This is a genomic window from Bacillus sp. 22-7 (assembly GCF_010628845.1).
In the GTDB taxonomy this organism is placed as follows: Bacteria; Bacillota; Bacilli; order Bacillales; family Cytobacillaceae; genus Cytobacillus; species Cytobacillus firmus_B.
Genome location: NZ_NJQY01000037.1, coordinates 47,146 through 72,023, shown reverse-complemented (window position 1 = coordinate 72,023; position 24,878 = coordinate 47,146). Strand labels below are relative to the sequence as shown.

Below are 24,878 nucleotides of genomic sequence, written 5' to 3'. Positions count from 1 at the left end.
AGAAGGGTTTGGACCATTCGCTGGTCTTATTTTTAGAATAGAGAAAGCTGGTTTTGTTCCGGAAGGGATTCCAGGCAGCCGTGGTTATCGAGATACTCGATAATCGTCTTCGACACTTTTCCGCGCTGCTGCAGGTCTTCCTTCGAGAGGAATTCCCCTTCTCCCCTTGCTTTTACTATATTGAATGCTGCATTTGTACCCAAGCCCGGAATGGAATTAAACGGCGGTATCAAAGAATCTCCATCAATGATAAACTCACTTGCGCTTGAGCGGTATAAGTCCACCTTTTGGAAATTAAAGCCCCTTTCATTCATTTCCAGAGCCAGTTCCATTACAGTTAGCAGGTTCTTTTCTTTTGTTGAAGCATCAAGTCCCTTTGCATTGATTTCTTCAATGCGTGCACGGATCGCCTGGGATCCTTTTACCATTGCATCCACATCAAAGTCCTCTGCACGGACAGTAAAATATGCTGCATAGTAAAGAAGCGGATGGTGCACTTTAAAGTACGCAATCCGGACAGCCATTAATACGTAAGCAGCTGCATGGGCTTTTGGGAACATGTATTTAATCTTTTTACAGGAATCAATATACCATTCAGGCACTTCATTCTTTCTCATTTCCTCTTCCATCTCATCGCTCAGGCCTTTACCCTTACGGACCGATTCCATGATTTTGAAAGCAAAAGCAGGCTCCAGGCCCTGATAGATTAAATAAACCATTATATCATCACGGCAGCCGATAACTTCACTTAGGTTACAAATATTATTATGGATTAATTCCTGGGCATTTCCGAGCCAAACATCAGTACCATGAGAAAGACCTGAAATCTGCACAAGCTCTGAAAAAGTGGTCGGCTTCGTATCTTCGAGCATCTGACGGACAAAGCGCGTACCAAATTCGGGTATGCCGAGTGTTCCGGTTTTACACATGATTTGCTCTTCAGTCACACCAAGTGATTCCGGCCCGCTGAAAATCTTCATTACTTCAGGGTCATCTGTGGGAATGGTTTTTGGATCAATTCCGCTCAGGTCCTGAAGCATCCTAATAACAGTCGGATCATCATGACCCAGTATATCAAGTTTTAATAGATTATCATGAATGGAATGGAAGTCGAAATGGGTTGTTTTCCATTCAGATGTCCGGTCGTCTGCAGGGAACTGAATTGGCGAAAAGTCGTAAATATCCATGTAATCCGGCACAACAATGATACCGCCCGGGTGCTGTCCGGTTGTCCGCTTCACCCCTGTACAGCCGGAAGCGAGCCTGTCAATTTCCGCACCCCTTATTTGCAGATTATTATCGTTCTGGTATGCTTTGACGTAACCATAAGCTGTCTTATCGGCAACAGTACCGATTGTTCCCGCACGGTATACATAATCCTCGCCGAATAGCACCTTTGTATAGTTATGGGCTCTAGGCTGGTATTCCCCAGAGAAGTTCAAGTCAATGTCGGGAACCTTATCTCCCTTGAAACCAAGGAACGTTTCAAACGGAATATCATGTCCATCCTTTTTATATTTAGCTCCACAGCTCGGGCAATCTTTATCAGGCAGGTCGAAGCCGGAGCCCACTGACCCGTCATTGAAAAACTCGGATGTTTTGCATTCCGGGCAAACGTAATGCGGCGGCAGCGGATTTACCTCCGTTATTTCGGTCATAGTCGCAACAAAGGAGGATCCCACAGATCCACGGGAACCAACCAGATAGCCATCATCCAGTGATTTTTTTACAAGTTTATGAGAGATCAGATAGATAACCGCGAAACCATGTCCGATAATACTCTTAAGTTCTTTTTCAAGGCGCGCCTCAACAATCTCAGGAAGCGGATCACCATAGATTCTTCTTGCCATTCCGTAACTCATGCTGCGCATCTCTTCATCTGCGCCTTCAATTTTTGGAGTATACAAATCATCTTTAATCGGCTTTATTTCTTCAATCATATCTGCTATTTTGTTCGTATTCTCTACCACAATTTCCTTCGCTTTGTCTTTGCCGAGAAATGAAAAAGCGTCAAGCATTTCATTGGTAGTCCTGAAATGAACATCCGGAAGCTGATGGCGATTCAGCGGATTCGCTCCTCCCTGTGAATTAACAAGGATTTTCCGGTAGATTTTATCATTTGGATTCAGGTAATGAACATTTCCTGTTGCAACTACCGGCAGACCAAGCTTGTCTCCCAGTTTTACAATATTAGTGATGATTTCTTCCAGCGCTTTTTCATCTCTTACAAGTTCAAGCTCTAAAAGGTGTGCATAAACGGCCTTTGGATGCACTTCAAGGTAATCATAGAATTGTGCTGTATCTTCGACTTCATCAGGGGATTTCTGCATCATGCCTTCAAAAACTTCCCCTTTATCGCATCCGGAACCAACCAGTATTCCCTCACGATGCTTTTGAAGGACTGACCTGGGAATGCGAGGCACTCTGTAAAAGTATTCCATATGCGAGATGGATACGAGTTTAAAGATGTTCTTCAGACCAGTTTCTGTTTGTGCAAGCAGGGTGCAATGGGCCGGCCTTGCACGCTGATAAGCATTTCCCTGCCCCATATTATCATTGAATTGATCATGATATTCGATTCCTTTTTCTTCTGCACCCTTTAACATCTTAAGTAGCAGATAGCCTGTTGCCTCCGCATCATAGATAGCACGGTGATGCTGGGTGAGTTCAACATCGAATTTTTTGGCAAGGGTATTCAGTCGATGATTTTTCATGTCGGGATATAAAAAACGTGCAAGTTCAAGAGTATCTATTACAGGATTTGGCGCCTTGCCAATACCGATTTTTTTATAGCCGACATTCAGGAACCCCATGTCGAATGAAGCATTATGTGCTACTAAAACAGCATCTCCTGTCCATTCATGGAACTTCTTCAGGACTTCTTCCACTTCCGGTGCATTCTCCACAAGATCATCTGTTATTCCAGTCAAATTAATGGTTGTTGCGGATAAAGGGTGATGAGGGTTTGCAAAGGATTCAAACCGATCAATGATTTCACCATCATGAATCTTAACTGCAGCAAGTTCAATAATCGTATCATAAACAGCTGATAGACCTGTTGTCTCAACATCAAATACAACATACGTATCTTCAGTAAGCTTGCGATGAGCATCGTTATAAGCAATCGGCACACCATCATCCACAAGATTTGCTTCAATTCCATACAGGATCTTAATATCATTCTTTTTCCCGGCACCATAGGCTTCAGGGAATGACTGAGCAACAGCATGGTCTGTAATGGCTACTGCTTTATGGCCCCATTTCTTCGCCTGGGAAACCAGTGCACTGACAGATGAAACAGCATCCATTTGGCTCATCGGTGTATGAAGATGAAGTTCAACCCTTTTTTCTTCAGCAGGCGATGTATCCTGCCTTTGAATAGGTTTAATCTCATTGATATCGTTCCCGATCATTACCAGATCACGGACAAATGTATCATTTTGAATGCTTCCGCGGACCTTTAGCCACATCCCTTTTTGAATATGCTGGTATAAAGCGGCATCCTCTTTATCCCGGGAAAACATTTTTACTAGAATGGAACTGGTATAATCCGTAATTTTAAAAGTTAAGAGTGTCCGGCCGCTGCGGAGCTCTCTTGTCTCAGCAGCAAACACGTAGCCTTCAATGGCTACCCGGCGTTCTTCATCTACTATATCAATCAATTTGCGGTAATCTGCATCATCTTTAATGGTAAGACCAATCGTAAGAGGCCCCTTGGGTGCTGTGTGATCTGCAGATTCAGCTTCCGCTTCTTTCTTCTGCATCTCGATTGCTGCCTGGAGACCACGCTCCTGGTCTTCTTTGCGTTTGGCTTCCATGAATTTTTCATATTCTTCATTGGAACCATCTGCAGAAATCTCTGTATCAACTGTTAAGGCCGGAAAGCCAAAAACTTGAAACACATCTGAAATAGTCCCGGCATACTTTTTCTTGATAGACAATCCTTCCAATTCATTACGGACTTTAATGATAAGTTTGTTGCCCTGTACAGAAGGAACCTGCTCATTCAGAAGCTTTAATAGCGGCGGCGCCATGCCATCCATTTCTTTAATGCAGTTATGCCAGTATTCAAGTACAAGCTGTTCAGTAAAATCCTGATTTCTGACGGAGATGCTATATGAAATTTCTGCGATATGGGAAAATGTTTTTTCCAGCTGATCTGTAAAACGGCTGTATACACTGCAAGGCAATATCTTTGGAAAGGCAAAATAAAAATGCCATTTCCGTGACTGTCTTTCGACTATGACCCTTTCGATTTGGGCATCATGAAAGTGCTGCACAAAGGCATCTTCAGTTAGCTGCATCTGCTGGAGCAAGAGCTGAAATCTAGAAGGTTCGCTCATCTTTCTCTCTCCCATCCAATAATCTTGGTTTCTATTTTAAGTTGAATATTTATTGTATTTTAAAAAACAGACGGACTTAATTATACCATATCGCATCAGATAGTGATTGAAAAAAACGGATTCCATTTTGGAACCCGTTTTTTCGTCTAAATAAACGATATTGCACAAATTTTTTATGCAGGAATGTTGCGCTGCACTAACTTTTTACAGGAAAAACCTCTGAATATCGTTCCAAGTAACCACTAGCATTAATAGCATTAAAAGGGCAAATCCTATAAAATGGACCATTCCCTCTTTGTGGCGGTCAATCGGCTTCCCTCGTACAGCCTCAACTGCAAAAAACATTAATCTGCCGCCATCAAGAGCAGGTATTGGAAGCAAGTTCATAATCCCCAGATTTATGCTTAGAATTCCTGCCCATTTCATCAGGTAGTAAATGCCGGATTTGGCTACAGTATCTGTTGAAACATAAATGCCTACCGGGCCTGATAATGCATCAATTGAAAACTGTCCAGTGACAAGCTTGCCCAGCATAACAAAAATTTCTTTTGTCCAGAAATAAGTTTCCTTAGCTCCGTAGGTAATAGCCTTTAATGGAGATTTTTCCATCGGGCTATAAACACCAATAATTCCAATTTTTTCGCCTTCTACATCTTGAACCTTTGGTGTAACCAATATACTATGTTCCTGGCCGTTTCTTTCCACTAAAAATTCAAGTTCTTCACTTGGGTTCTTTCTAATGATTTCCACTACATCTGACCAGCTTGAAATTTCGGCTCCATCCACACTTTGAACCATATCGCCTTCCTTTAGCCCAGCTTCATAAGCTGCACCATCAGGCGTCAGCTTGCCAAGGGCAGGTTCATTTGTTGGAATGCCCTGCAATAAGGCTATTAGAACAAAAACGATAAAAGCCAGAACAAAATTCATCATTGGGCCCGCGAAAATCGCCATTGTTCTCTGACCCAAGGTCTTTGATGCAAATTGACGATCATACGGAGCAATGAGCGTTTCGGTCCCATCCTCAACCAGTACGGCTGAACGGCTGACTTTGAAAATTTGGATGGACTCATCCTCTTCTCCCTCAACATATCCTTTTATTACAAGGGTATGCTCAATATCAGCATCTTCAACTTCAACGATTCTTGCATCAGGATACTTATCTTTGTTGTTTAATATAATTTTGCTTACTTCCTCGTTTTTATCAAGGATCAAGCCAATGCGGTAGCCTGGTTTGATTTCCACCATTTCAGGATCTTCACCGGCCATGCGGACAAACCCGCCAATGGGCAGAAGACGAATCGTATATACTGTTTCATCTTTTTTAAAGGAAAACACCTTGGGCCCGAATCCAATGGCAAATTCCCGGCAGAGTATTCCTGCTCTTTTTGCGAATATTAAATGTCCGAGTTCATGAAAAAATACCAATGCCCCGAAAATAACAATAAAGGCTATTACTGTACTCAAGTTTTAACCACCTTTTTTTAGAGGTTGTTCAACTGCTGCTGGTAAGTGCATTAAATTTATCAACTGTTACGCACTTTTAGCACTTGAACACAAGCTTATAGAAGCGAGCTTACAAATCTCCTCGTTTCCAAATCGGTTTCCTGAATTTCAGTCAGATTTGGATTTGAGATGATGTCATGGCTGCCCAGTGCTCTTTCGATGAAATCTTCTATTTGCAGGAAGGTAATCTTTCCATCCAGGAATGCAGCAACAGCAGCTTCATTCGCAGCATTCAATACGGCTGGCATTGATCCGCCAGCTTTTCCGGCTTCATAGGCAAATTTCAGACAGCGAAAACGATTAAAGTCCATTTCTGCAAAATGGAGCTTGCCGATTTCAGCAAGATTCAGCCGTTTTGCTGTTTGCAGCGGGAGCCTGTCAGGATATGTTAAAGCATACTGTATAGGTACTCTCATATCCGGTGTGCCAAGCTGTGCGATTACACTGCTGTCATGATATTCCACCATGGAATGGATAATGCTTTCTTTATGAAGAAGAACATCTATTTTATTGTAGTCCATGGAGAAAAGCCAATGTGCTTCAATAACTTCAAGTCCCTTATTCATCATAGTGGCAGAATCAATAGTTATTTTTGCTCCCATTGACCAATTTGGATGATTAAGCGCTTCTTGAACAGTCACATTTTCCAGTTCCTTGCGGGAGCGGTCCCTGAAGCTGCCTCCAGAAGCTGTTAAAATAAGCCTTTCAATATTTTTTTCTTTTTCCCCCTGCAGAGATTGAAAAATAGCAGAGTGTTCACTGTCTACAGGAAGGAGGGGTACACCATTCCGCTTTGCTGCTTCCATGACCAGATGGCCGGCAGTTACAAGGGTTTCCTTATTCGCGATGGCGATTGTCTTCTTTTCCTCAATCGCCTGCAGGGTAGGATTAAGGCCTACACTGCCTAATACTGCATTAACCAGTATTTCTGATTTTTTGTAAACGGCAATTTCTATCAAACCTTCATGTCCATATGTAAATGTTATGCCGGGAAACTCCGATTTAAGAATATCTGCGGAACTTTTTTCTGATAGTGAGACAAGTTCTGGCTGAAAGTCAGATATAATCTTCCTGGCAAGATCTATATTCCTGCCGGCAGACATGGCTGCCAGCTTAAAATCCTCGGGGTGCTCCTTAATAATGTCGAGGGTCTGTATTCCAATAGACCCTGTTGCCCCCATCAAACTGATATGTTTCATAGTCTCCTCCTTATAAGAAAAGCGGAAGCGCCTTGCCCACCCCGACAATGACCTCGAGGGGGTAGGCGCTGGAGCTAGACAGTTATTTAACTTAAGGATCACTAAATTCTGATCTATAAGAAAAGCGGAAGCGCCTCGCTCACCCCCGACAAGCATAAGTTGAGCCTCACCCACTTAAATGCGTTCTTTTGCATTTATGCAGGAACGGCTTATGGTCTCGAGGTGGCTGGCGCTGGAGCTGAACAATTATCTAGTATCCGAATGTTTACTGGTCTTTAGCCAATATGTTTACAGCAGGTGAAAAAAGTGGAGCAATGGCAGGACGAATAATAAACTGTCAAAACGGTCCAGAATTCCGCCATGACCAGGCAAAATATTTCCTGAGTCTTTTACATTATAATGACGTTTTAATGCTGATTCTACTAAATCCCCTATTTGCCCAAACACTGACAGGATTGCTGTAATTACTAATAACCCGAACAGGGATTCATCAATATCTGTAAAGATAATAAATAACACCGCAACTGCAAGAGCACAGGCTACACCGCCAAGCGAACCTTCAACGGTCTTATTTGGACTGATTTCAGGCCAAAGCTTCTTCTTTCCCATTGCTTTTCCTATAAAGTAGGCACCTGAATCTGTTGCCCAAATAAGGAAAAGTGCAAAAAAGAGATAGGTCAGGCCTTGGTCGGCGAAGCGGGTTTCCATAAAATAATAAAACCCAATGCCAACATATAATGTGGACATAATGGAAAAAGCCACATCATCAAAAGTAAATTTGTTTTTTGTCGCAACTGTATACGTTAAGAAAAGAAGCACCCCAAAAAGAGCTACCTCAATTTTTGTATAATTCATATCATCCAGGATTGACTGAAATTCTTTAGGCAAAAGGAAAATCCACAATAATAATAAAGAAATAATGCCTGGAATCGAGAATAAACTTAAATTTCTCATTTTCAATAATTCAAATAGGGCAATGGATGCCAGCAAATATGCCAGGATGATGATTGGCATGCCTCCAATGATAATGATCGGCAGGAGGATTGCCCCAAATATAATGGCTGTGATAATACGCTGTTTCATTCAATTTTCAACACCTTTATTGTACTCCTCCAAAACGCCTCTGGCGGCTTTGGAATACTTCGATGGCTTCAAGCATTTGCTCTTCATTGAAATCCGGCCATAAGACATCCGTAAACCAGAATTCCGTGTATGCAAGCTGCCAGAGCATAAAATTGCTTAATCTGATTTCACCGCTTGTACGTATCAGCAGATCAGGATCCTTCAGCCCGCCTGTCATGAGGTAGGATGAGAATTTTTCTTCATTCAATTCATTTTCATTCATTATACCACTTTTGCAATCATTTAAGACATGCCTGACGGCTTCGAGTATTTCTGCTCTGCTCCCATAATTTAATGCAAAGTTCAGCACCAGTCCTGTGTTGTTTTTTGTCTCCTCCATCGCTTTGGAAACTGCATTACGCGTATGAGCAGGCAGGTGGTCAAAATAGCCGATCATTCTTACCTGCACATTCTCTTCTATCAGTTCCGGAAGGAAAGTTCCCAGAAACTCCTCTGGCAGCTTCATAAGAAAGTCCACTTCCATTTTAGGACGTTTCCAATTCTCAGTTGAGAATGCATATAAGGTTAGAGTCTTCACTCCAATATCGCTTGCAAATCTGGTGATTTTTCGGACGACCTTCATTCCCTCATGATGGCCGGCAACTCTTGGGAGCGCCCGTTTTTTTGCCCACCTGCCATTCCCATCCATAATGATGGCAACATGCTCAGGTATTTGTAATTCTTTTATTTTTTCAACTCTCTCTCGGAGATTGGAAGAACTGTTTTGGGACTTCCATAACTTCATTTTATCAAACATAAGTCTGCTCCTTTAAAATAGGTTAATCCTCCGATAAAAGACAAAGTGTGAAACTTCAATCAGCAGGGGCTTTTCCCCGCTTATTGATAGTTGAAATTCAGTCATAGTATCTTTTAGAGATTATTCTAATGGTAAAATAATGATATTGCCTCTTTCCGCATGATAATATCATACCAAAAATAATTAAATATATCTCTATAAAAGAGTTGTTACCAGAAAGTTAATTCAGGATAGGAATCTGCCTTCTTCGTATATTACAGCAGAGTCGGCGCCTTAGCGCCTGATCAGATTATGTATGTCCCTAAAGAGTAAAAGAACCCCCTATTGATAGAGGGTTCTAACTATAGAATAAATTAGACTGCAAGGATTTCTTTTTCTTTTTCTTTTGTTAATTCGTCAATCTTGCTGATATGGTCATCAGTAAGTTTTTGAATATCATCAGAAAAACCGCGGAGATCATCTTCAGTGATCTCTCCATTTTTCTCAAGCTTTTTCAGGTCATCATTGGCATCGCGGCGAACATTGCGGATGGCAACTTTTGCTTCTTCTGATTCTTTTTTAACAACCTTAACAAGCTCTTTACGGCGTTCTTCTGTTAGCTGCGGAATAGCCAGTCTAATTACACTGCCGTCATTTGAGGGATTTAAGCCGATATCAGATTTAAGGATGGCTTTTTCAATTTCTCCCAGAATGGTTTTGTCATAAGGCGTTATGACTAAAAGGCGCGCTTCAGGAGCAGACACCCCGGCAAGCTGGTTAACAGGAGTCGGCGCACCGTAGTAATCAACAGTGATGCGATCAAGCAAAGAAGCGTTGGCTTTACCTGCACGGATGCTCGCAAGCTCCCTTGAATAAGCTGAAATTGCTTTAGTCATTCTTTCTTTTGCATCTGAAATAACTTGTTTTGGCATTATTTTTTCCCCCTAACGATTGTTCCGATTGTTTCACCCATTACGGCGCGGTTAATATTGCCTTTTTCCATGATTGAAAATACAATTAACGGAATGTTGTTATCCATGCATAAAGATGATGCTGTAGAATCCATTACTGCCAATCCTTCTTTTAATACATCAAGATAGGAAAGTTCATCGTATTTCTTTGCGTTTTTATCAACACGCGGATCAGCTGAATAGACGCCATCCACATTGTTTTTCGCCATAAGAATTACTTCTGCTTCAATTTCTGCAGCTCGCAATGCTGCTGTAGTATCAGTAGAGAAGTAAGGATTTCCGGTTCCCGCAGCAAAGATTACAACCCGCTTTTTCTCGAGATGGCGGATGGCTCTTCTGCGGATGTACGGTTCAGCAACCTGTCTCATCTCGATTGAGGTTTGAACTCTCGTCTCCACTCCAAGATTCTCGAGGCTATCCTGTAATGCCAATGAGTTCATAACAGTTGCAAGCATACCCATATAGTCTGCATTTGCTCTGTCCATACCCATTTCTTCTCCGATCTTTCCTCGCCAGATGTTTCCGCCGCCAACTACAACAGCAACCTCGACACCTAGCTCAGCCAGATCCTTCACCTGTGCAGCAATTGATTTAATCACTGAAGGATTAATTCCGAAACCTTGCTCTCCTGCTAAAGCTTCTCCACTTAATTTCAAGACCACGCGTTTGAATTTTGGGCTGCTCATAAGAACCTCCATATGTAGTATAAAAAGCTCAAGCGCTTAAAGGCGCTATTGCTGCATTTACAATTTTATCTCATTCTTGAAAAACAGGGAACACAAAGTGTTCCCTGAGTCATAACTTGATTAATTTCTATTCAAAATTATTTCTTAACTTGGTTCATTACTTCTTCAGCGAAGTTGTCTTCACGCTTTTCGATGCCTTCTCCAACTTCATAGCGAACGAACTCACGGATTTTTCCGCCTTTAGATTCAACGAATTTGCCAACTTTTTGATCAGGGTTTTTAACAAAAGCCTGGTCGTTTACGCAAACATCTTCGAAATACTTGCCTAGACGGCCTTCAACCATCTTTGCAACGATGTTCTCTGGCTTGCCTTCGTTAAGAGCCTGCTGAGTCAATACTTGACGCTCGCGCTCTACTTCGTCCTGTGACACTTCATCACGGGATACATATTTAGGGTTTAGGGCTGCAATATGCATTGCAACATCTTTCGCTGCATTTTCGTCTGTTGTTCCTTCAAGAACTGTTAATACACCAATGCGTCCGCCCATGTGAAGGTACGCACCAAATGCATCGCTGTCAGTTTTTGTTTTGATTTCAAAACGGCGAAGAGAAAGCTTTTCTCCGATTTTAGCAATCGCACTATTGATGTGAGATTCTAAAGTAGCACCGTTAGCCAATGTCTGGCCAGCTGCTTCTTCTACAGAAGCCGGCTTTGCAGAAAGTAAGTGCTCAGCGATTTCTTTAACAAGTGTTTGGAATCCTTCGTTTTTAGCAACGAAATCTGTTTCAGAGTTTACTTCAAGGATAACGGCTTCGTTTCCGTCAACCTTAACAGAAGTAAGACCTTCTGCAGCGATACGGTCACCTTTTTTAGCAGCTTTAGCAATTCCTTTTTCACGAAGGAAGTCGATTGCTTTTTCCATATCACCTTCAGTTTCCTGAAGTGCTTTTTTGCAGTCCATCATGCCTGCGCCTGTTTTTTCACGAAGTTCTTTAACCATTTGAGCAGTAATTGCCATTATGAGATCCTCCTTAATGAGTTATGTAATAATATCTTTACCATTTATTACTGTATAGAAAACTAAACTTTGCCTTTTCTTTAAAAAAAGGTGATAAAGGGTGCTCCCTCTTATCACCTTCTTTAAAATCAAGAAAAAAGCACCTTAGAGCTGTACAGCTCCAGCGCACCAGGGCGCGTCCGCTTTTCTATTAAGCAGTTGTAACTTCTTCACCTTGTTTAGCTTCAAGGATAGCATCTGCCATCTTGCCTGTTAATAATTTAACAGCACGGATAGCATCATCGTTTGCAGGGATTACAACATCAATTTCATCCGGATCACAGTTAGTATCAACGATACCAACGATAGGGATGTTTAATTTATGTGCTTCTGCAACAGCAATGCGCTCTTTGCGAGGGTCAATGATGAATAGAGCATCTGGAAGGCTCTTCATGTCTTTGATTCCGCCCAAGAACTTCTCTAAGCGCTCTTGCTCTTTCTTCAATTGAACAACTTCTTTTTTAGGAAGAACTTCGAAAGTTCCATCTTCAGACATTCTTTCGATATCCTTTAAACGCGAAATACGCTTTTGGATTGTTTCAAAGTTTGTTAAAGTTCCGCCCAACCAGCGCTGGTTAACAAAGAACATACCAGAACGGATAGCTTCTTCTTTAACGGAATCTTGAGCTTGTTTCTTAGTTCCTACGAAAAGGATAGTACCGCCGTTTCCAGCAAGCTCCTTAACGAAGTTGTAAGCTTCTTCTACCTTCTTAACAGTCTTTTGAAGGTCGATGATGTAGATGCCGTTACGCTCAGTGAAGATATATTTCTTCATCTTAGGGTTCCAGCGGCGTGTTTGGTGTCCGAAGTGTACACCAGCTTCAAGCAATTGCTTCATTGAAATTACTGACATTTGTGTTTCCTCCTAATGGTTTTTATTTCCTCCGCCTATATCATTTTCAGCCGGCAACTGCATGTGAACAGCACCATCCGGCTAAATCCATAAGCGTGTGTATTAACACCATTTGTTAATATAGCATAAGTGTTTTTCACAATCAAGCTATTCTTGCTGATTTTGACGAAATTTAAGCATTAACTCGACTTCTGTCTTCCCTTTGCCTAATTTTTTGGCAATATCCCCCGCACTCATTCCCTGTTTTTTCAGAATAAATACTTGATCATTTATTGATGAAGGATTTTCTTCCTTAATTGACTGACTGCTATCTGACCGTGTGACAGATTCAGTTTCCTTTAAGGATGATAAGCTTTCTTTTTCACTCAATTTATGCTCTGCTGCCCTCAAAATCTGTTTGTAGGCTTTAGATGCCTGGTAAATGGATGCTCTGGCTAATGGCATTGATTTCTCATCTGCTTTAGCTATATCTAGTTCATTTTTTCTGTCCAAATTTCCCGGGATGCTTTTCTCTTTTATAGAAGTATCGTTTTTCGCATTGGCCTTCGAAAGTTTGCTAATAAAATCATCGTTTTCTTCTTTCATCTGAACAAGGTACGATGATATAACCTCTTCCATTTCAATAAGCACTTTTTCCTGTCTCTTCTCTGTATCCATTAGTTTATTCTGACGCAAATAAAGCAGAATAATGGCTAATAAGGCTACAATATTTAATAACAGGCTTATAGCTAATAGAAAAGCTGTCATGATATCCCTCTATCCGCTGTAGTCAATAACCTTCCCTTTGTAAGGATGGTTCTGTCTGTCATTGCTGTCTTTTTTTTGATCTTCTTTCCTATCATGTCCACCGGCCTCTTTTTGTCTTTGACTGTCATCATTGCCAAGATTGACATTTTGTTTATGCTCCTGTTTTACCACAGTTTCCCGCTGCTTTTCAGCATTTTCCCGGGTACTGTCGGCAGCAAACCCGCTAATGGTCTGTCCCCTCTGCTGAAGCTGATCCTGAATTTTACCTGCTTCGAACGTTCTAGGCAGTGCTATCTGAAGTTCTATTGATTTCAAACTCATCCCAGATCACACCCCTGATAACGGCTCACTTTTTATTTCTCCTTTTAGGAAATGAAACTTTAAAGATTTGACAGTTTGCTGAATTACTTTTGAATACTTTCCAAAGTGAATTACAGTGTTAGGATAGATCTGCCCGTAAATAAGAATTGAAGCATTCATTTTTTCTTCTTTTTCTCTTTCCAATTCAGCCAGATCTTCATTTAATTTGCTCAATTTATTCTGCAAATGAGCTTTTGTAGCCCGTTGCTTGAGTATAATTATTCTCTGTTCATCTGTCGGCTTTCCTGTCAGCTTTGCCATTTCTGTCAGTCTGACTTCGATACTATCAAGCTTTTTGAAGGATTCGTGAAGTTTGGCTGATTCATTTAATAGATCTTCTTCGGCGTTATGCACATTGGAGTCGTTTCCGGCAAGAAGCTCTGTCTTAGTATATAAGTGATTGCCCAGTTCTTTGATTTCAATGTCGGACCCGGACTGAAGTTTTCCTCCAATAACCAATGCTTCTCTGCACCTGATGGCTCCTACAGCTTGAACATAGCTGTGCAGGATTGACTTTTGTATAATAACGTCCTGTTCTGCCTTCACATTTGCCTGATTCAGGTATGCTGCCTGAACAGAACCTCCTGAAATAACTGAACCTTTATGACTGCCTGAAATTCCGCCAGTAACAAGCACGTTATTATCCGCCTGCAGGAAAGAACCTTCAACAAGACCAGCAACAATGATGTCACCTCCGGCTATAATCTCATAACCGGCAGGAACATTTCCGCGAATCACCACATTCCCGACAAAATTAATATTCCCGGTCTTCAAGTCAAGGTCTCCATTAACCTCAAACACCGGATTCACAGAAATGCTGTTCTGAGTGAAACTAACCTGTCCATCTAATAGCGAATAATATTTGCCGCCATTTACGAAAACACTTTTTCCTGCCTTGACTCTTAAAGGCTTACCATCCTTAGCCGGTATCAGCTTGCCAAAAATATTCTTTCCGGAAGCACCGGGGGTAGCAGGAATAACAGATGCCAGGAGCTGTCCCTGTGTAACAGATGGGATATGGAGAACATCTATAAAATTAAATCCCTTTCTGCCCGTTTTCCGGTCAAAAGAGACTTCATTTAATAGATATGCATCACTGCCGTTTTCTGCAGGAACTCCTTTTGCTATTGGTATGGGATATTCCACTGAGAACGGTTCTTTGCAGATTCTCTGAATTACTTCTTCGCTCACACCAAAAATGACCTTTCCATCAGCAAGCAGTTTATGAATCATTTCAGGCTGGACAGTTCCATTCAGTTCATCAATATCTATCGGCTGTATCCATGCAGATAAACCGTGAGCATCAACTAAAAGTTGAAAAAGATTTTCCATGCTGATTCCTTCCTTTGCAGAAAGAAATGGCATAAGACTATATGACTTTTTCCAGCAGCTGTCTCAGCTTAAAAATTGACTTTGAATGGATTTGGGATATGCGGGATGTTGATAGGCCCATTACTTCGCCAATTTCTGTAAGTGTTAACTCCTCTTTGTAAAATAAACTTAGCACAAGCTGCTCTTTTTCATTCAATTGTAAGATTTTTTCAGCCATTTCTTCCAAGATTTCATTTTTTAATACCTTTTCTTCTGGAATGATTGCTTTTTCATCCTTTATTGAATAACTGGCATCTTTTTCTTCTGAATCAGGCTGCTCATCAATTGAGAGGATGTTTGCGTAAAAATGTTCGTTCATAACAGAATACACTTCTTCTTCCTGCATATCTGTTTCTTCAGCAATTTCATAAACTGTTGCATTGCGCATAAGCCGCTGCTCCAGCTTCTCAGTAGCAGCTTCAATTTTTTTCGCCTTATCCCTCGTACTTCGGGGAAGCCAATCTTCTTTTCTTAATCCATCTAGAATGGCACCGCGAATTCGAAAGGAAGCATATGTATCAAATTTCAAATCTCTTGCAGGCTCAAACTTTTCCAGCGCATCATACAAACCCATTAGTCCAAGGCTTCGTATATCATCTCTTGAAACATTCTTCGGCAGGGCAGCGGATATTCGCTGAACATGATAGCTTACAAGAGGCAAATATTTTTTCACAAGAAAATTCCCCGCTTGAGCATCACGAGAGTCGACCCATTTAGCCCAGTATGTGCTTTCTTCGGTTATCATGTCTGCCATGGCCATCCTCCTCAAACGTTTCCATTTCTACTATTTATTGTTAGTATATCAAAACTTTTCTATAAAAATATTGCCTTTCATCCTAAACTGCTCAGTTCTTTTCCAAAATAAGGGGGTCTTTCGAAGAAATAATTGGAGAGAGCAATAATTTAACCGGAGAGAAAATCAGCTTGTATGGCTGGCAGTCAGTAATCATCCGGCAGCATTTAAGACTTTTATGACGATCTATATAAGGCTTGAACCTTCTCACCCTGGAACGAGAGTTTAAATAACAACTTGCCCTTTATTAACAGTCCGCACCATCAGGTCGCCTGATTGAGGATTGAATTCAATTGTTCTGCCGCTATGTCCGCCAACATCTTCACCTAAAATAGCAATCTTTAAGGAATTTAGTTCCTTTTTTACTGCTTCCACATTCCTTGGGCCAATCCTCATTAAATCACTTCCGGAGGAGTATTGGAACATTTGGGCTCCGCCGGCAATTTTGGCTTTTAATTGTGAAGCTTTTGCACCTTTTTTCTCCATCAGGCTCACTAAATCCCTGATTGCAGTATTAGCATATTTAGCTGAATTAAAGCTTGTGTTTTTTGCAAGAGATGAATCAGGCAGCATAATATGTGCCAGCCCGGCAATTTCTGCACTAAGATCAAAAAGAACCACACCAACACAGGAACCAAGTCCTGATGTCCTGATTAATCCGGGAGTTTTAACAATATTCATATCTGCTATACCGACTTTTACAATTTCTTGAATACTATTCATAATCCGGAACTCCCAATGCCTTAAAGATTATTTGAAATGATTCAGGATCAGGCAGCAGAAAGAAATGGCCATTAACAGCATCCGTATTTTGAAGCTCATCATTTAAAGCTGTATCAATTACGATGGCATAATCGCTCACCTGCGAAATTTCCAGGAGACCTGTTCCGATAATTGCCCCCACCATATCAATGCTTAGCATCGGCACTGAAGGGAAAAGTGACAGCTTAGTAAAATCCGATAACGAAGATAAATATGATCCTGATAAAATGTTGCCAAGCTCCTGTAGAGCGGATAGAGCAAGTTCATCATATGGCAGCTCATCTGCACAAAAAGGAATGTTTCCAGGCAGTTCCCGAATAAAGATTTCAGCCTGTGTAAGAGGCAGGACAAAAAACATGCTGCCAGGGGCGTCTCCTTCTATCCTTAGAAACACCCCTGCCACAACATTTTCCGGGCCTCCTGCCATATCGATCATTTCATTAAAAGAAACAATTTTCACATCCGGAACAGACATATCAATTTTTTTATTAAGCAGCGTTGATAATGCAGTAGCCGCATGACCCGCACCAATATTCCCGATTTCTTTAAGAATATCCAATTGCATGCTGCTGATATTTTTTTCTAAAAAATTCATCCCGCTAATCCTTTTTCATCCTGAGCTGCCAATTCTTCAGGATTCAGAACTTTTTTTAAATCTATCAGGATAAATAACCGTTTTTCGATCTTTGTAACACCCTTGATAAAATCGGCATCTTCTGAGCCTATTACCTCCGGAGGGGGTTCAATTGATTCAGGCGCCACATCAATCACATCATTTGCAGAATCTACAATCAAACCGACTTCCATATCGTTCAATACTGCGATGATGACTCGTGAATGCTCATTATATTCAGCCTCTTCAAGATTAAATCTGCTTCTCAGACTAATAATAGGTGTCACAACACCCCTTAAATTGATTACTCCTTTAACAAAACCAACTGTTCGAGGAACCCGGGTAATGTGCTCAACTTTCTCAATGGAACGCACCTGATTAACTGGAATTGCATATTCTTTATCTTTCAGCTGAAATACAATCAATTTTAAATCCGCTGCTGCCGCCTCACTCAACATGTTCACTCCTCGTCAAAATGTATTATTTTATCAATGCATTGCAGTCCACTATCAGGGCAACCTGTCCATCTCCTAATATAGTTGCTCCGGAAATGGCAAACACGCTTGTTAAGTAGTTTCCTAGTGATTTTAAAACGACTTCCTGCTGCCCGATAAAGGAATCCACCACAAGCCCAGCCATCTTTTCCCCTTTTCTGACGATGACAATGGAAATGAATTCATCTTCATGAGTGTCAGATGGCACCTCAAAGATTTCCTTCAATGAAAGAAGCGGAACAACCTTGCCTCTGAAATCTATCACCTTCTGATTATGTGCACTTAAGACGTCTTCTTTTCTGATAATAGCTGTTTCAATAATAGAAGATAGAGGGATTGCATATTTTTCCTTTTCAATCTCAACGAGCATGACAGAAATAATGGATAAAGTTAATGGCAGCTGTATGGAGAATATGGACCCCTGTCCAACTTTTGAATCAATGGATACGGATCCTCCCAATGACTCAATTGTATTCTTGACAACATCCAGACCTACACCTCGTCCGGAAACATCCGAGATTTTATCCGCAGTTGAGAATCCTGAGGCAAAGATAAGTTCATATGCCTGTTTGTCAGTTAGTGCTGAAGCCGTTTGCTCTGTAATGATGCCATTTTTTAATGCTTTCATTATAACCTTATCCTTGTTTATGCCTGCGCCATCATCCTCTATTTCAATGAAAACATGATTGCCGCTGTGATAAGCCTTTAGAATGACATTTCCTTCTTCACCTTTACCATTTGCTTTACGTACTTCCGGTGTTTCAACACCATGGTCTAATGCATTTCGGATTAAGTGAACAAGCGGATCGCCAATTTCATCGATAACCGTTCGGTCCAGTTCGGTATCTGCACCGACAATTTCGAGGTTGATCTTTTTGTTTAAATCTCTTGCTAATTGTCTGACCATTCTCGGGAAACGATTGAATACTGTTTCTATTGGGACCATGCGCATATTTAGAATAATATTCTGCAGATCTCCAGAGATCCTTGACATATGCTCAACCGTTTCGTGGAGTTCCTGATTGTTTAATTCCTTGGATATTTGTTCAAGTCTGCCTCTGTCAATCACCAATTCTTCAAACAGGTTCATAAGGATATCCAGTCTCTCGATATTCACCCTAATGGTTTTGTTGCTGACTTGCTTTGCTGCAGGCGCCTTCTTCTCCTCTTTTGGCATATCTGAAGCACGATCTGTCTTCTCCTCCACTTCAGGCTGCAGATTACTTTCCTCCTTCACAGCTTCCCGGGAGATGTTATTCCCCATAGAAACCTCCAGGATATCTATGCTGTCCACTTCTGAGACCTTCAAAAGTTTCTGTCGGATAACTTCGGGTGTTTCTTGGGTCACAATTGTTACAGAGAATTCCTGATCAAATTGCTCTTCTTCAAGCTGCTCAACAGAAGGAGTGGCTTTTATCACTTCCCCGCTCTTCTCGAGGACCTCAAAAACCATAAAGACTCTGGCTGCTTTCAGCAGACAATCAGCCCGCAAGGCTATGGATATTTCATAGGTCTCAAAGCCCTGCTCCTTCGATTGCTGAATCACGGTCCACTCGAAATCATCATATGTACTCTTGGCCAGTCCTTGCGGTTCAGCAATAGCAGCTGCCGTTTCGGCTCTTGCTTTTGATAATGCCGGGCTTTCCCCTTTTTCTATGAGCATCAGCTTTTCAACAGCTATGGAAACATCCCTTTTGCCGTCTCCGCCTTCTGAAATTGATTGGACCATTGCTTCAAGATCATCAACAGCCAGAAAAACGACATCGAGAATTTCAGCATTTACTTTTATCTTCTGATTTCTGATTGCATCAAGAACATTTTCCATCTGATGAGTTAGATTTGCGAGATCTTCATAACCCATGGTGGCTGACATGCCTTTCAGCGTATGAGCTGATCTGAAAATCTCATTAACTATTTTTATATCATCAGGATTTTTCTCTAATTCAAGAAGCTGTTCATTGCACGACTGCAAATGCTCCTTGCTTTCTTCGATAAACACCTCTAAATATTGGTTCATCTCCATGCGCCTGCCCCCTCGGCTTTAAACAAATTTCAATATGGATTCTGCTATACGTTCAATATGCTGCACATCATCTGCCAGGCCTGACTCTATCACTGCTCTTGGCATTCCAAATACAATGGATGATTCTTCTGATTCAGCGATGGCTTTTACTTCACCGCTTTTCTTCAGTCCCATCAGGCCATTTTTGCCATCTGATCCCATTCCAGTCATTATGACAGCAATCTTCCTGATCCCGTCAACTTCACCCACAGACTCAAACATCACATCAACTGAAGGTCTGTGTCCGTTCCTTGGAGGTGATTTATCCAGATGTATAACAAGATCCCTGCCTAACCTTGAAGCTGTCAAATGAAAGCCGCCAGGAGCAATATAGGCTGTCCCGTTTTTAAGAATATCTCCTTCTTCGGCTTCCTTAACCGATAACGCCGATAATCCGTTTAGTCTGCTTGCCAGTGACTTCGTAAATCCGGCAGGCATATGCTGAACAATTAGAATCGGTGCGTTAAGATCTCCCGGTAGATCCTTCAGCACTTTTTGAAGTGCCCGTGGTCCGCCAGTGGAAGTTCCCATACAGATAAGCTGTTTGACATTAAGGCTTGATTCATCAGCAGAACGATTAAGATAAATAGATTGACTTGGTTCTATTTTACTATAATTTCGCTGAAGTCCGGCAGATTTTTTTCCAACACCTGAAAAATTAACCAGACCTTTCATATTCGCGTTACTGGCCTGCACTACTTTATCTGTTAATTCAGTTTTAATTTTATGCAGATCCAGGGAAATTGGCCCAGATGGCTTTGCTATAAAATCTACTGCCCCATATTCCATGGCAGTAAAGGTATTATCAGTGCCTTCCTTCGTTGTGCTTGAAAGCATAACTACAGGAACAGGCATATTTTTCATAATTATTTTGAGAGCTTCCAGGCCGTTTAGAACCGGCATTTCAACATCCATTGTTACCACATCAGGAGTTAATTCTTTAATTCTCCTTAAGCCTTCTTCTCCGTTTCTGGCTGTCCCAACAACTTGAATTCTCTCATCTTCAGAGAGGAGATCCGCAATCAGTTTCCTCATAAAGGCTGAATCATCCACTACAAGCACTTTTATAGTCTTCATGCTGATTCACCCCCTATTAAAAAGAAATTTTTTGAGCTTTGAAATAAATTGGGAAGTATGATACTCACCAGCAGGCCCTCCAGGCCTGCCGCCAACTTTCTCAGTCATACTCCGAATTGCTTTTGAAGCAGCTGAATTTTCATGATAAATAATGAAAGGAATCTGCCGTTTAACAGCCTGCTGTATGGTGCGATCATCCGGAATAATTCCCAGGAGGTCAGCATCCCTCCCTAAAAACCTTGAAGCGACAGCAGAAATCCTTTTATATGTTTCCTGCCCTTCCCGTTCTCCTTCAGACCTGTTAATGACCAATTGAAATGGAATCTTATCATCCAAAAGATGTATATTCTTCATTACTGAGTATGCATCTGTGATAGACGTTGGTTCAGGTGTAGTAATGACCACTATTTCCTGAACAGAGAGTATGAACTTCGCCGATTCTTCTGTAATGCCTGCACCCATATCAAAAATGATATAATCATAGTTTTGAATGAGCTGGGCAAGTTCTCCGGTAAATCTGGAAATTTGCTCTTCATCGAGTTTCACAATATGCGAAAGGCCCGTCCCGCCGCCAATATAATTCAGTCCATATGGCCCCTCTGAAATAATATTATTTAAAGGTATATCCATTTCTAAAAAATCAGCAATTGAATACTCAGCTGATCTTCCCATGAGAATCTCAACATTCCCCATGCCAATATCCAAATCGAATAACAATACTCTGTAGCCCGTTTTGGATAGGGAAATAGAGAAATTCAATGAAAAATTTGTTTTCCCTACTCCCCCTTTTCCGCTTACCACTGCAATTGTTTTAAATTGATGACTTCGGCCGTCTTCTTCTTTCAGTCTTGCTCTTAGCCTTTCTGCCTGATCGTTCATTTCTTATTCCCCATTAGTTGTTTTACAATAGCTTCCGGCCCTGCCATCAGGATATCATCAGGAACATCCTGGCCATTTGTAATATAAGCTGCACCTTTTTTGTATTTATTAATGATGTTGTACATGGCACCGTAAGTTGACGTTTCATCTGCCTTTGTAAAGATAAGTTTATCAATGTCTATAATTGAAAACTGATTATATATATCTTCCATATCCTTTTGTTTCGCGGTAAGCGAGAGCACTAAAAAGGTTTCCATATCCTTCTCAAAGTCAATCACATTCTTTAAATCTTCCACATACTGTCTGTTCCTGAAATTCCGTCCGGCTGTATCTATTAGTACAAGGTCGTAATCTTTCAGCTTCTCTGCTGCCTGTCTGAAGTCATCTATTGTATAGCAAACTTCTAAAGGTATATCCAGGATGCCTGCATATGTTTTTAATTGATCGATCGCCGCGATCCTGTAGGTGTCGGCTGTGATAAATGCAGCCTTTTTTTTATGTTTAATTACACACTCTGCTGCCATCTTCGCCAAGGTAGTTGTTTTCCCTACGCCAGTTGGACCTGCTACATTAATATATTTTTTGGTGAATGAAATCCCGCTGAATGGAATATTCTCAATTTGCTTTATTAGTTCTTCATGCAGCCAGGCTTCTACTTCAGTAACTTTAGCTTTGGCACCGCCCAGGTACCATTTTTCCAGCAATACTTGAAGCACTTGGTCCTGAATGGAATTGTCAATTTCCTGTTCTTTGAGAACATGCATGACTTTTCTTACCGGTTCAGGGTAAACCATACTTATCTGCTGTCCACCAGCCAATGAGGACATCATTTGTTTTAAGCTGCTAATCTCTCTAATCAGCTCATTTGAAGTTTTCGATCCTGTAAATGGGGACTCTTCAGTGTTTTCCTTGAAATGATTTGCAGCAGCAGGGATTACTGCAGGCTTAACAGCGGGTTTTTGCTCTATTTCCTGATTTGGATCTGCTGCTGCCATCACTTCTATACTTCTCTTCTTAAAAAAGCCTAAAAACCCGCCTATATATACTACTCGTGAATTTAAAATTACGGCATCTTTACCCAGTTCCGCGCGTATTTGTTTCATCGCATCAGGCATGGACGCTGCCATGAACTTTTTTACCTTCAATCTATATTCACCACCCCGACACTTTGAACTTCCGCATTTGCTTCCAGCTCGTTATAGGAAAGGATAGGTATTTGCGGGAAATACCTTTCTGTTAATTGTCTGACATACATTCTGACTGCTGGAGAACAAAGGACAATTGGCGTCTGCTCCATCAATGAAAGCTGTTCAACCTGGGACGCTATCGATTCAAGAATATTCTGCGATACCGCAGGATCCATAGATAAATAATTGCCTTGTTCTGTCTGCTGAACACCTTCTGCAACCATTTTCTCAACTCTCCCTGAAAGGGTAACGACTTTTATAGAATCACCCTGCTGTGAAAACTGGTTCGTGATTTGTCTGGCCAAAGACTGACGGGCATATTCTGTAAGTAAATCTGTATCACTTGTAGATTTGGCAAAATCGGCAAGCGTTTCAAAAATAACCGGCAAATTCCGGATCGAGATGTTTTCCTTCAATAATTTTGCAAGCACCTTTTGAACTTCACCGACAGACAACGGATTTGGTGTAACTTCTTCAACAAGGATCGGATAGCTTTCCTTAACATGATCAATCAGCTGTTTTGTTTCCTGGCGTCCTAATAACTCATGTGCATTGCTTTTTATAACCTCTGTTATATGAGTAGATACAACAGATGGAGGGTCAACGACTGTATAGCCGAAAATTTCTGCCTGCTCTTTCATTTCTTCTGTTATCCATTTTGCCGGCAGGCCGAAGGAAGGCTCAATCGTATCAATACCTTCGATGCTATCATCATCAATACCGGGACTCATTGCCAAGTAATGATCAAGCAGAAGCTCTCCGCGGGCCATTTCATTTCCTTTTATCTTCAATCTGTATTCATTCGGCTGCAGCTGAATATTATCACGTATTCTAACTACCGGAATGACTAGACCCAATTCAATCGCCAGCTGTCTTCTGATCATGACAATCCTGTCCAGAAGGTCCCCGCCCTGATTCGTATCAGCAAGAGGTATTAACCCATAGCCAAACTCGAATTCTATCGGATCTACATTTAATAGGTTAACCACGCTTTCAGGACTTTTCATTTCATCGGTCTCGATTTCTTCTTCCATCTCCAGCAATTGTTCCTTATCCGGCTGTGGAGTCTTGGCAATCGTATATCCGCCAAAAATCATCAAGCCGCCAATCGGCAGTGTTAAAACGAGCCCTATTGGTGTCAATAACCCTAGCAGAATGATAGTTCCGCCAGTAACATATAACATTTTCGGATAAGCAAATAGCTGGGAAGTAATATCTTTACCAATATTTCCATCTGACGCCGCTCTTGTTACGACAATACCCGTCGCCGTAGAGATTAGCAGTGCCGGAATCTGACTGACAATTCCGTCTCCGACGGTCAGTGTAGAATATTTCATCGCAGCCTCTCCAAACGGCAGCCCCAGCTGCATCATCCCAATGACTACTCCGAACAGAAGATTTATTAGAGTTATAATGATTCCTGCAATGGCGTCACCTTTTACAAATTTACTGGCTCCATCCATTGAACCGTAAAAATCAGATTCACGGCTGATTTTTTCACGTCGCTCGCGAGCTTCATGCTCAGAGATCATCCCTGCATTTAAGTCTGCATCGATACTCATCTGTTTACCCGGCATGGCGTCAAGTGTAAAACGCGCCGCAACTTCAGAAACCCTCTCAGAACCTTTGGTAATGACGATAAATTGAATAATAATGAGGATTAAGAATACAACAAGTCCGACTATAACATTACCGCCGGTTACGAATGAACCAAATGTTTCAACGACCCTTCCTGCTTCCCCTTCCGATAAAATAGATCTGGTTGTAGAAACATTCAATCCCAGCCTGAATAATGTCATTAACAATATTAAGGAAGGGAAAATGGAAAATTCTAGCGCTTCCTTCATATTCATGGCCGTCAGCAAAACCATAAGTGCAAGCGCAATATTAATGATTATCAGTACACTTAAAAGCCAAGGCGGAAAAGGAATAATAAGCATGGCTACTATTAAAATTACACTCATCAATACTGATAAGTCTCTTACTTGCATCGAAACTCTCTCCTTACAAAAGCGGAAACGCCTTGGCAGCCATTCAACAGCTTCCTAAGACCAGCTAT

21 protein-coding genes are annotated in these 24,878 nt (G+C 41.3%); all 21 read right to left on the bottom strand.

Translation table 11 applies throughout. From position 1 onward, the window contains the following. Positions 1–32 precede the first annotated feature (32 nt). A complete protein-coding gene (locus CE058_RS22530) occupies positions 33–4,343 on the bottom strand; it encodes a PolC-type DNA polymerase III (RefSeq protein WP_163145107.1) in 4,311 nt (1,436 codons plus the stop codon). A gap of 204 nt (positions 4,344–4,547) precedes the next feature. Further along, positions 4,548–5,810, bottom strand: coding sequence for an RIP metalloprotease RseP (gene rseP, locus CE058_RS22525; RefSeq protein WP_048008991.1), 1,263 nt, complete (start codon positions 5,808–5,810; stop codon positions 4,548–4,550). A gap of 95 nt (positions 5,811–5,905) precedes the next feature. Next, positions 5,906–7,048, bottom strand: coding sequence for a 1-deoxy-D-xylulose-5-phosphate reductoisomerase (gene dxr, locus CE058_RS22520; RefSeq protein WP_163145106.1), 1,143 nt, complete (start codon positions 7,046–7,048; stop codon positions 5,906–5,908). A 288-nt stretch (positions 7,049–7,336) separates the two neighbouring features. After that, positions 7,337–8,131, bottom strand: coding sequence for a phosphatidate cytidylyltransferase (locus CE058_RS22515; protein ID WP_163145105.1), 795 nt, complete (start codon positions 8,129–8,131; stop codon positions 7,337–7,339). Between the two features lie 16 nt (positions 8,132–8,147). Next, complete coding sequence (locus tag CE058_RS22510; protein ID WP_076255831.1) at positions 8,148–8,927, bottom strand: undecaprenyl pyrophosphate synthase; 780 nt, start codon at positions 8,925–8,927, stop codon at positions 8,148–8,150. Positions 8,928–9,280: 353 nt separating this feature from the next. Further along, on the bottom strand, positions 9,281–9,838 hold the full coding sequence (frr, locus tag CE058_RS22505) for a ribosome recycling factor (RefSeq protein WP_048008995.1): 558 nt from the start codon (positions 9,836–9,838) through the stop codon (positions 9,281–9,283). Beyond that, the gene (gene pyrH, locus CE058_RS22500; protein ID WP_163145104.1) at positions 9,838–10,563 is read right to left on the bottom strand and encodes a UMP kinase; all 726 of its coding nucleotides are present in this window, start codon (positions 10,561–10,563) and stop codon (positions 9,838–9,840) included. The genes frr and pyrH overlap by 1 nt, the downstream gene beginning before the upstream one ends. A 137-nt stretch (positions 10,564–10,700) precedes the next feature. Beyond that, positions 10,701–11,582: a translation elongation factor Ts gene (gene tsf, locus CE058_RS22495; protein WP_163145103.1), complete on the bottom strand. Its 882-nt coding sequence runs from the start codon at positions 11,580–11,582 to the stop codon at positions 10,701–10,703. A gap of 190 nt (positions 11,583–11,772) precedes the next feature. After that, positions 11,773–12,474: a 30S ribosomal protein S2 gene (rpsB, locus tag CE058_RS22490; RefSeq protein WP_048008998.1), complete on the bottom strand. Its 702-nt coding sequence runs from the start codon at positions 12,472–12,474 to the stop codon at positions 11,773–11,775. 147 nt (positions 12,475–12,621) lie between these two features. Beyond that, the gene (locus CE058_RS22485; RefSeq protein WP_048008999.1) at positions 12,622–13,221 is read right to left on the bottom strand and encodes a DUF6115 domain-containing protein; all 600 of its coding nucleotides are present in this window, start codon (positions 13,219–13,221) and stop codon (positions 12,622–12,624) included. A gap of 9 nt (positions 13,222–13,230) precedes the next feature. Next, complete coding sequence (locus tag CE058_RS22480) at positions 13,231–13,542, bottom strand: hypothetical protein (RefSeq protein ID WP_048009000.1); 312 nt, start codon at positions 13,540–13,542, stop codon at positions 13,231–13,233. A gap of 6 nt (positions 13,543–13,548) precedes the next feature. After that, the gene (locus CE058_RS22475; RefSeq protein ID WP_163145102.1) at positions 13,549–14,913 is read right to left on the bottom strand and encodes a flagellar assembly protein A; all 1,365 of its coding nucleotides are present in this window, start codon (positions 14,911–14,913) and stop codon (positions 13,549–13,551) included. Between the two features lie 37 nt (positions 14,914–14,950). Further along, positions 14,951–15,706: a FliA/WhiG family RNA polymerase sigma factor gene (locus CE058_RS22470; RefSeq protein ID WP_048009002.1), complete on the bottom strand. Its 756-nt coding sequence runs from the start codon at positions 15,704–15,706 to the stop codon at positions 14,951–14,953. Positions 15,707–15,970: 264 nt separating this feature from the next. Next, positions 15,971–16,468, bottom strand: a complete 498-nt coding sequence (locus CE058_RS22465) for a chemotaxis protein CheD (protein WP_048009003.1) — start codon at positions 16,466–16,468, stop codon at positions 15,971–15,973. Then, entirely contained in the window at positions 16,461–17,102 is a 642-nt protein-coding gene (locus CE058_RS22460) for a chemotaxis protein CheC (protein WP_163145101.1), read from the bottom strand. The genes CE058_RS22465 and CE058_RS22460 overlap by 8 nt, the downstream gene beginning before the upstream one ends. After that, positions 17,099–17,578 carry a chemotaxis protein CheW gene (locus CE058_RS22455; RefSeq protein ID WP_197087616.1) on the bottom strand — a complete coding sequence of 160 codons (480 nt, stop codon included), beginning with the start codon at positions 17,576–17,578 and terminating at the stop codon, positions 17,099–17,101. Before CE058_RS22455 ends, CE058_RS22460 begins: the two co-directional genes overlap by 4 nt. A 22-nt stretch (positions 17,579–17,600) precedes the next feature. Next, entirely contained in the window at positions 17,601–19,637 is a 2,037-nt protein-coding gene (locus tag CE058_RS22450; protein WP_163145100.1) for a chemotaxis protein CheA, read from the bottom strand. A gap of 18 nt (positions 19,638–19,655) precedes the next feature. Further along, a complete protein-coding gene (locus CE058_RS22445; protein ID WP_163145099.1) occupies positions 19,656–20,753 on the bottom strand; it encodes a protein-glutamate methylesterase/protein-glutamine glutaminase in 1,098 nt (365 codons plus the stop codon). Positions 20,754–20,759: 6 nt separating this feature from the next. Beyond that, entirely contained in the window at positions 20,760–21,632 is an 873-nt protein-coding gene (locus CE058_RS22440) for a MinD/ParA family protein (protein ID WP_048009008.1), read from the bottom strand. After that, on the bottom strand, positions 21,629–22,777 hold the full coding sequence (flhF, locus tag CE058_RS22435; protein ID WP_048009009.1) for a flagellar biosynthesis GTPase FlhF: 1,149 nt from the start codon (positions 22,775–22,777) through the stop codon (positions 21,629–21,631). The genes CE058_RS22440 and flhF overlap by 4 nt, the downstream gene beginning before the upstream one ends. Next, positions 22,774–24,810, bottom strand: coding sequence for a flagellar biosynthesis protein FlhA (gene flhA / locus CE058_RS22430; RefSeq protein WP_163145098.1), 2,037 nt, complete (start codon positions 24,808–24,810; stop codon positions 22,774–22,776). The genes flhF and flhA overlap by 4 nt, the downstream gene beginning before the upstream one ends. Positions 24,811–24,878 lie beyond the last annotated feature (68 nt).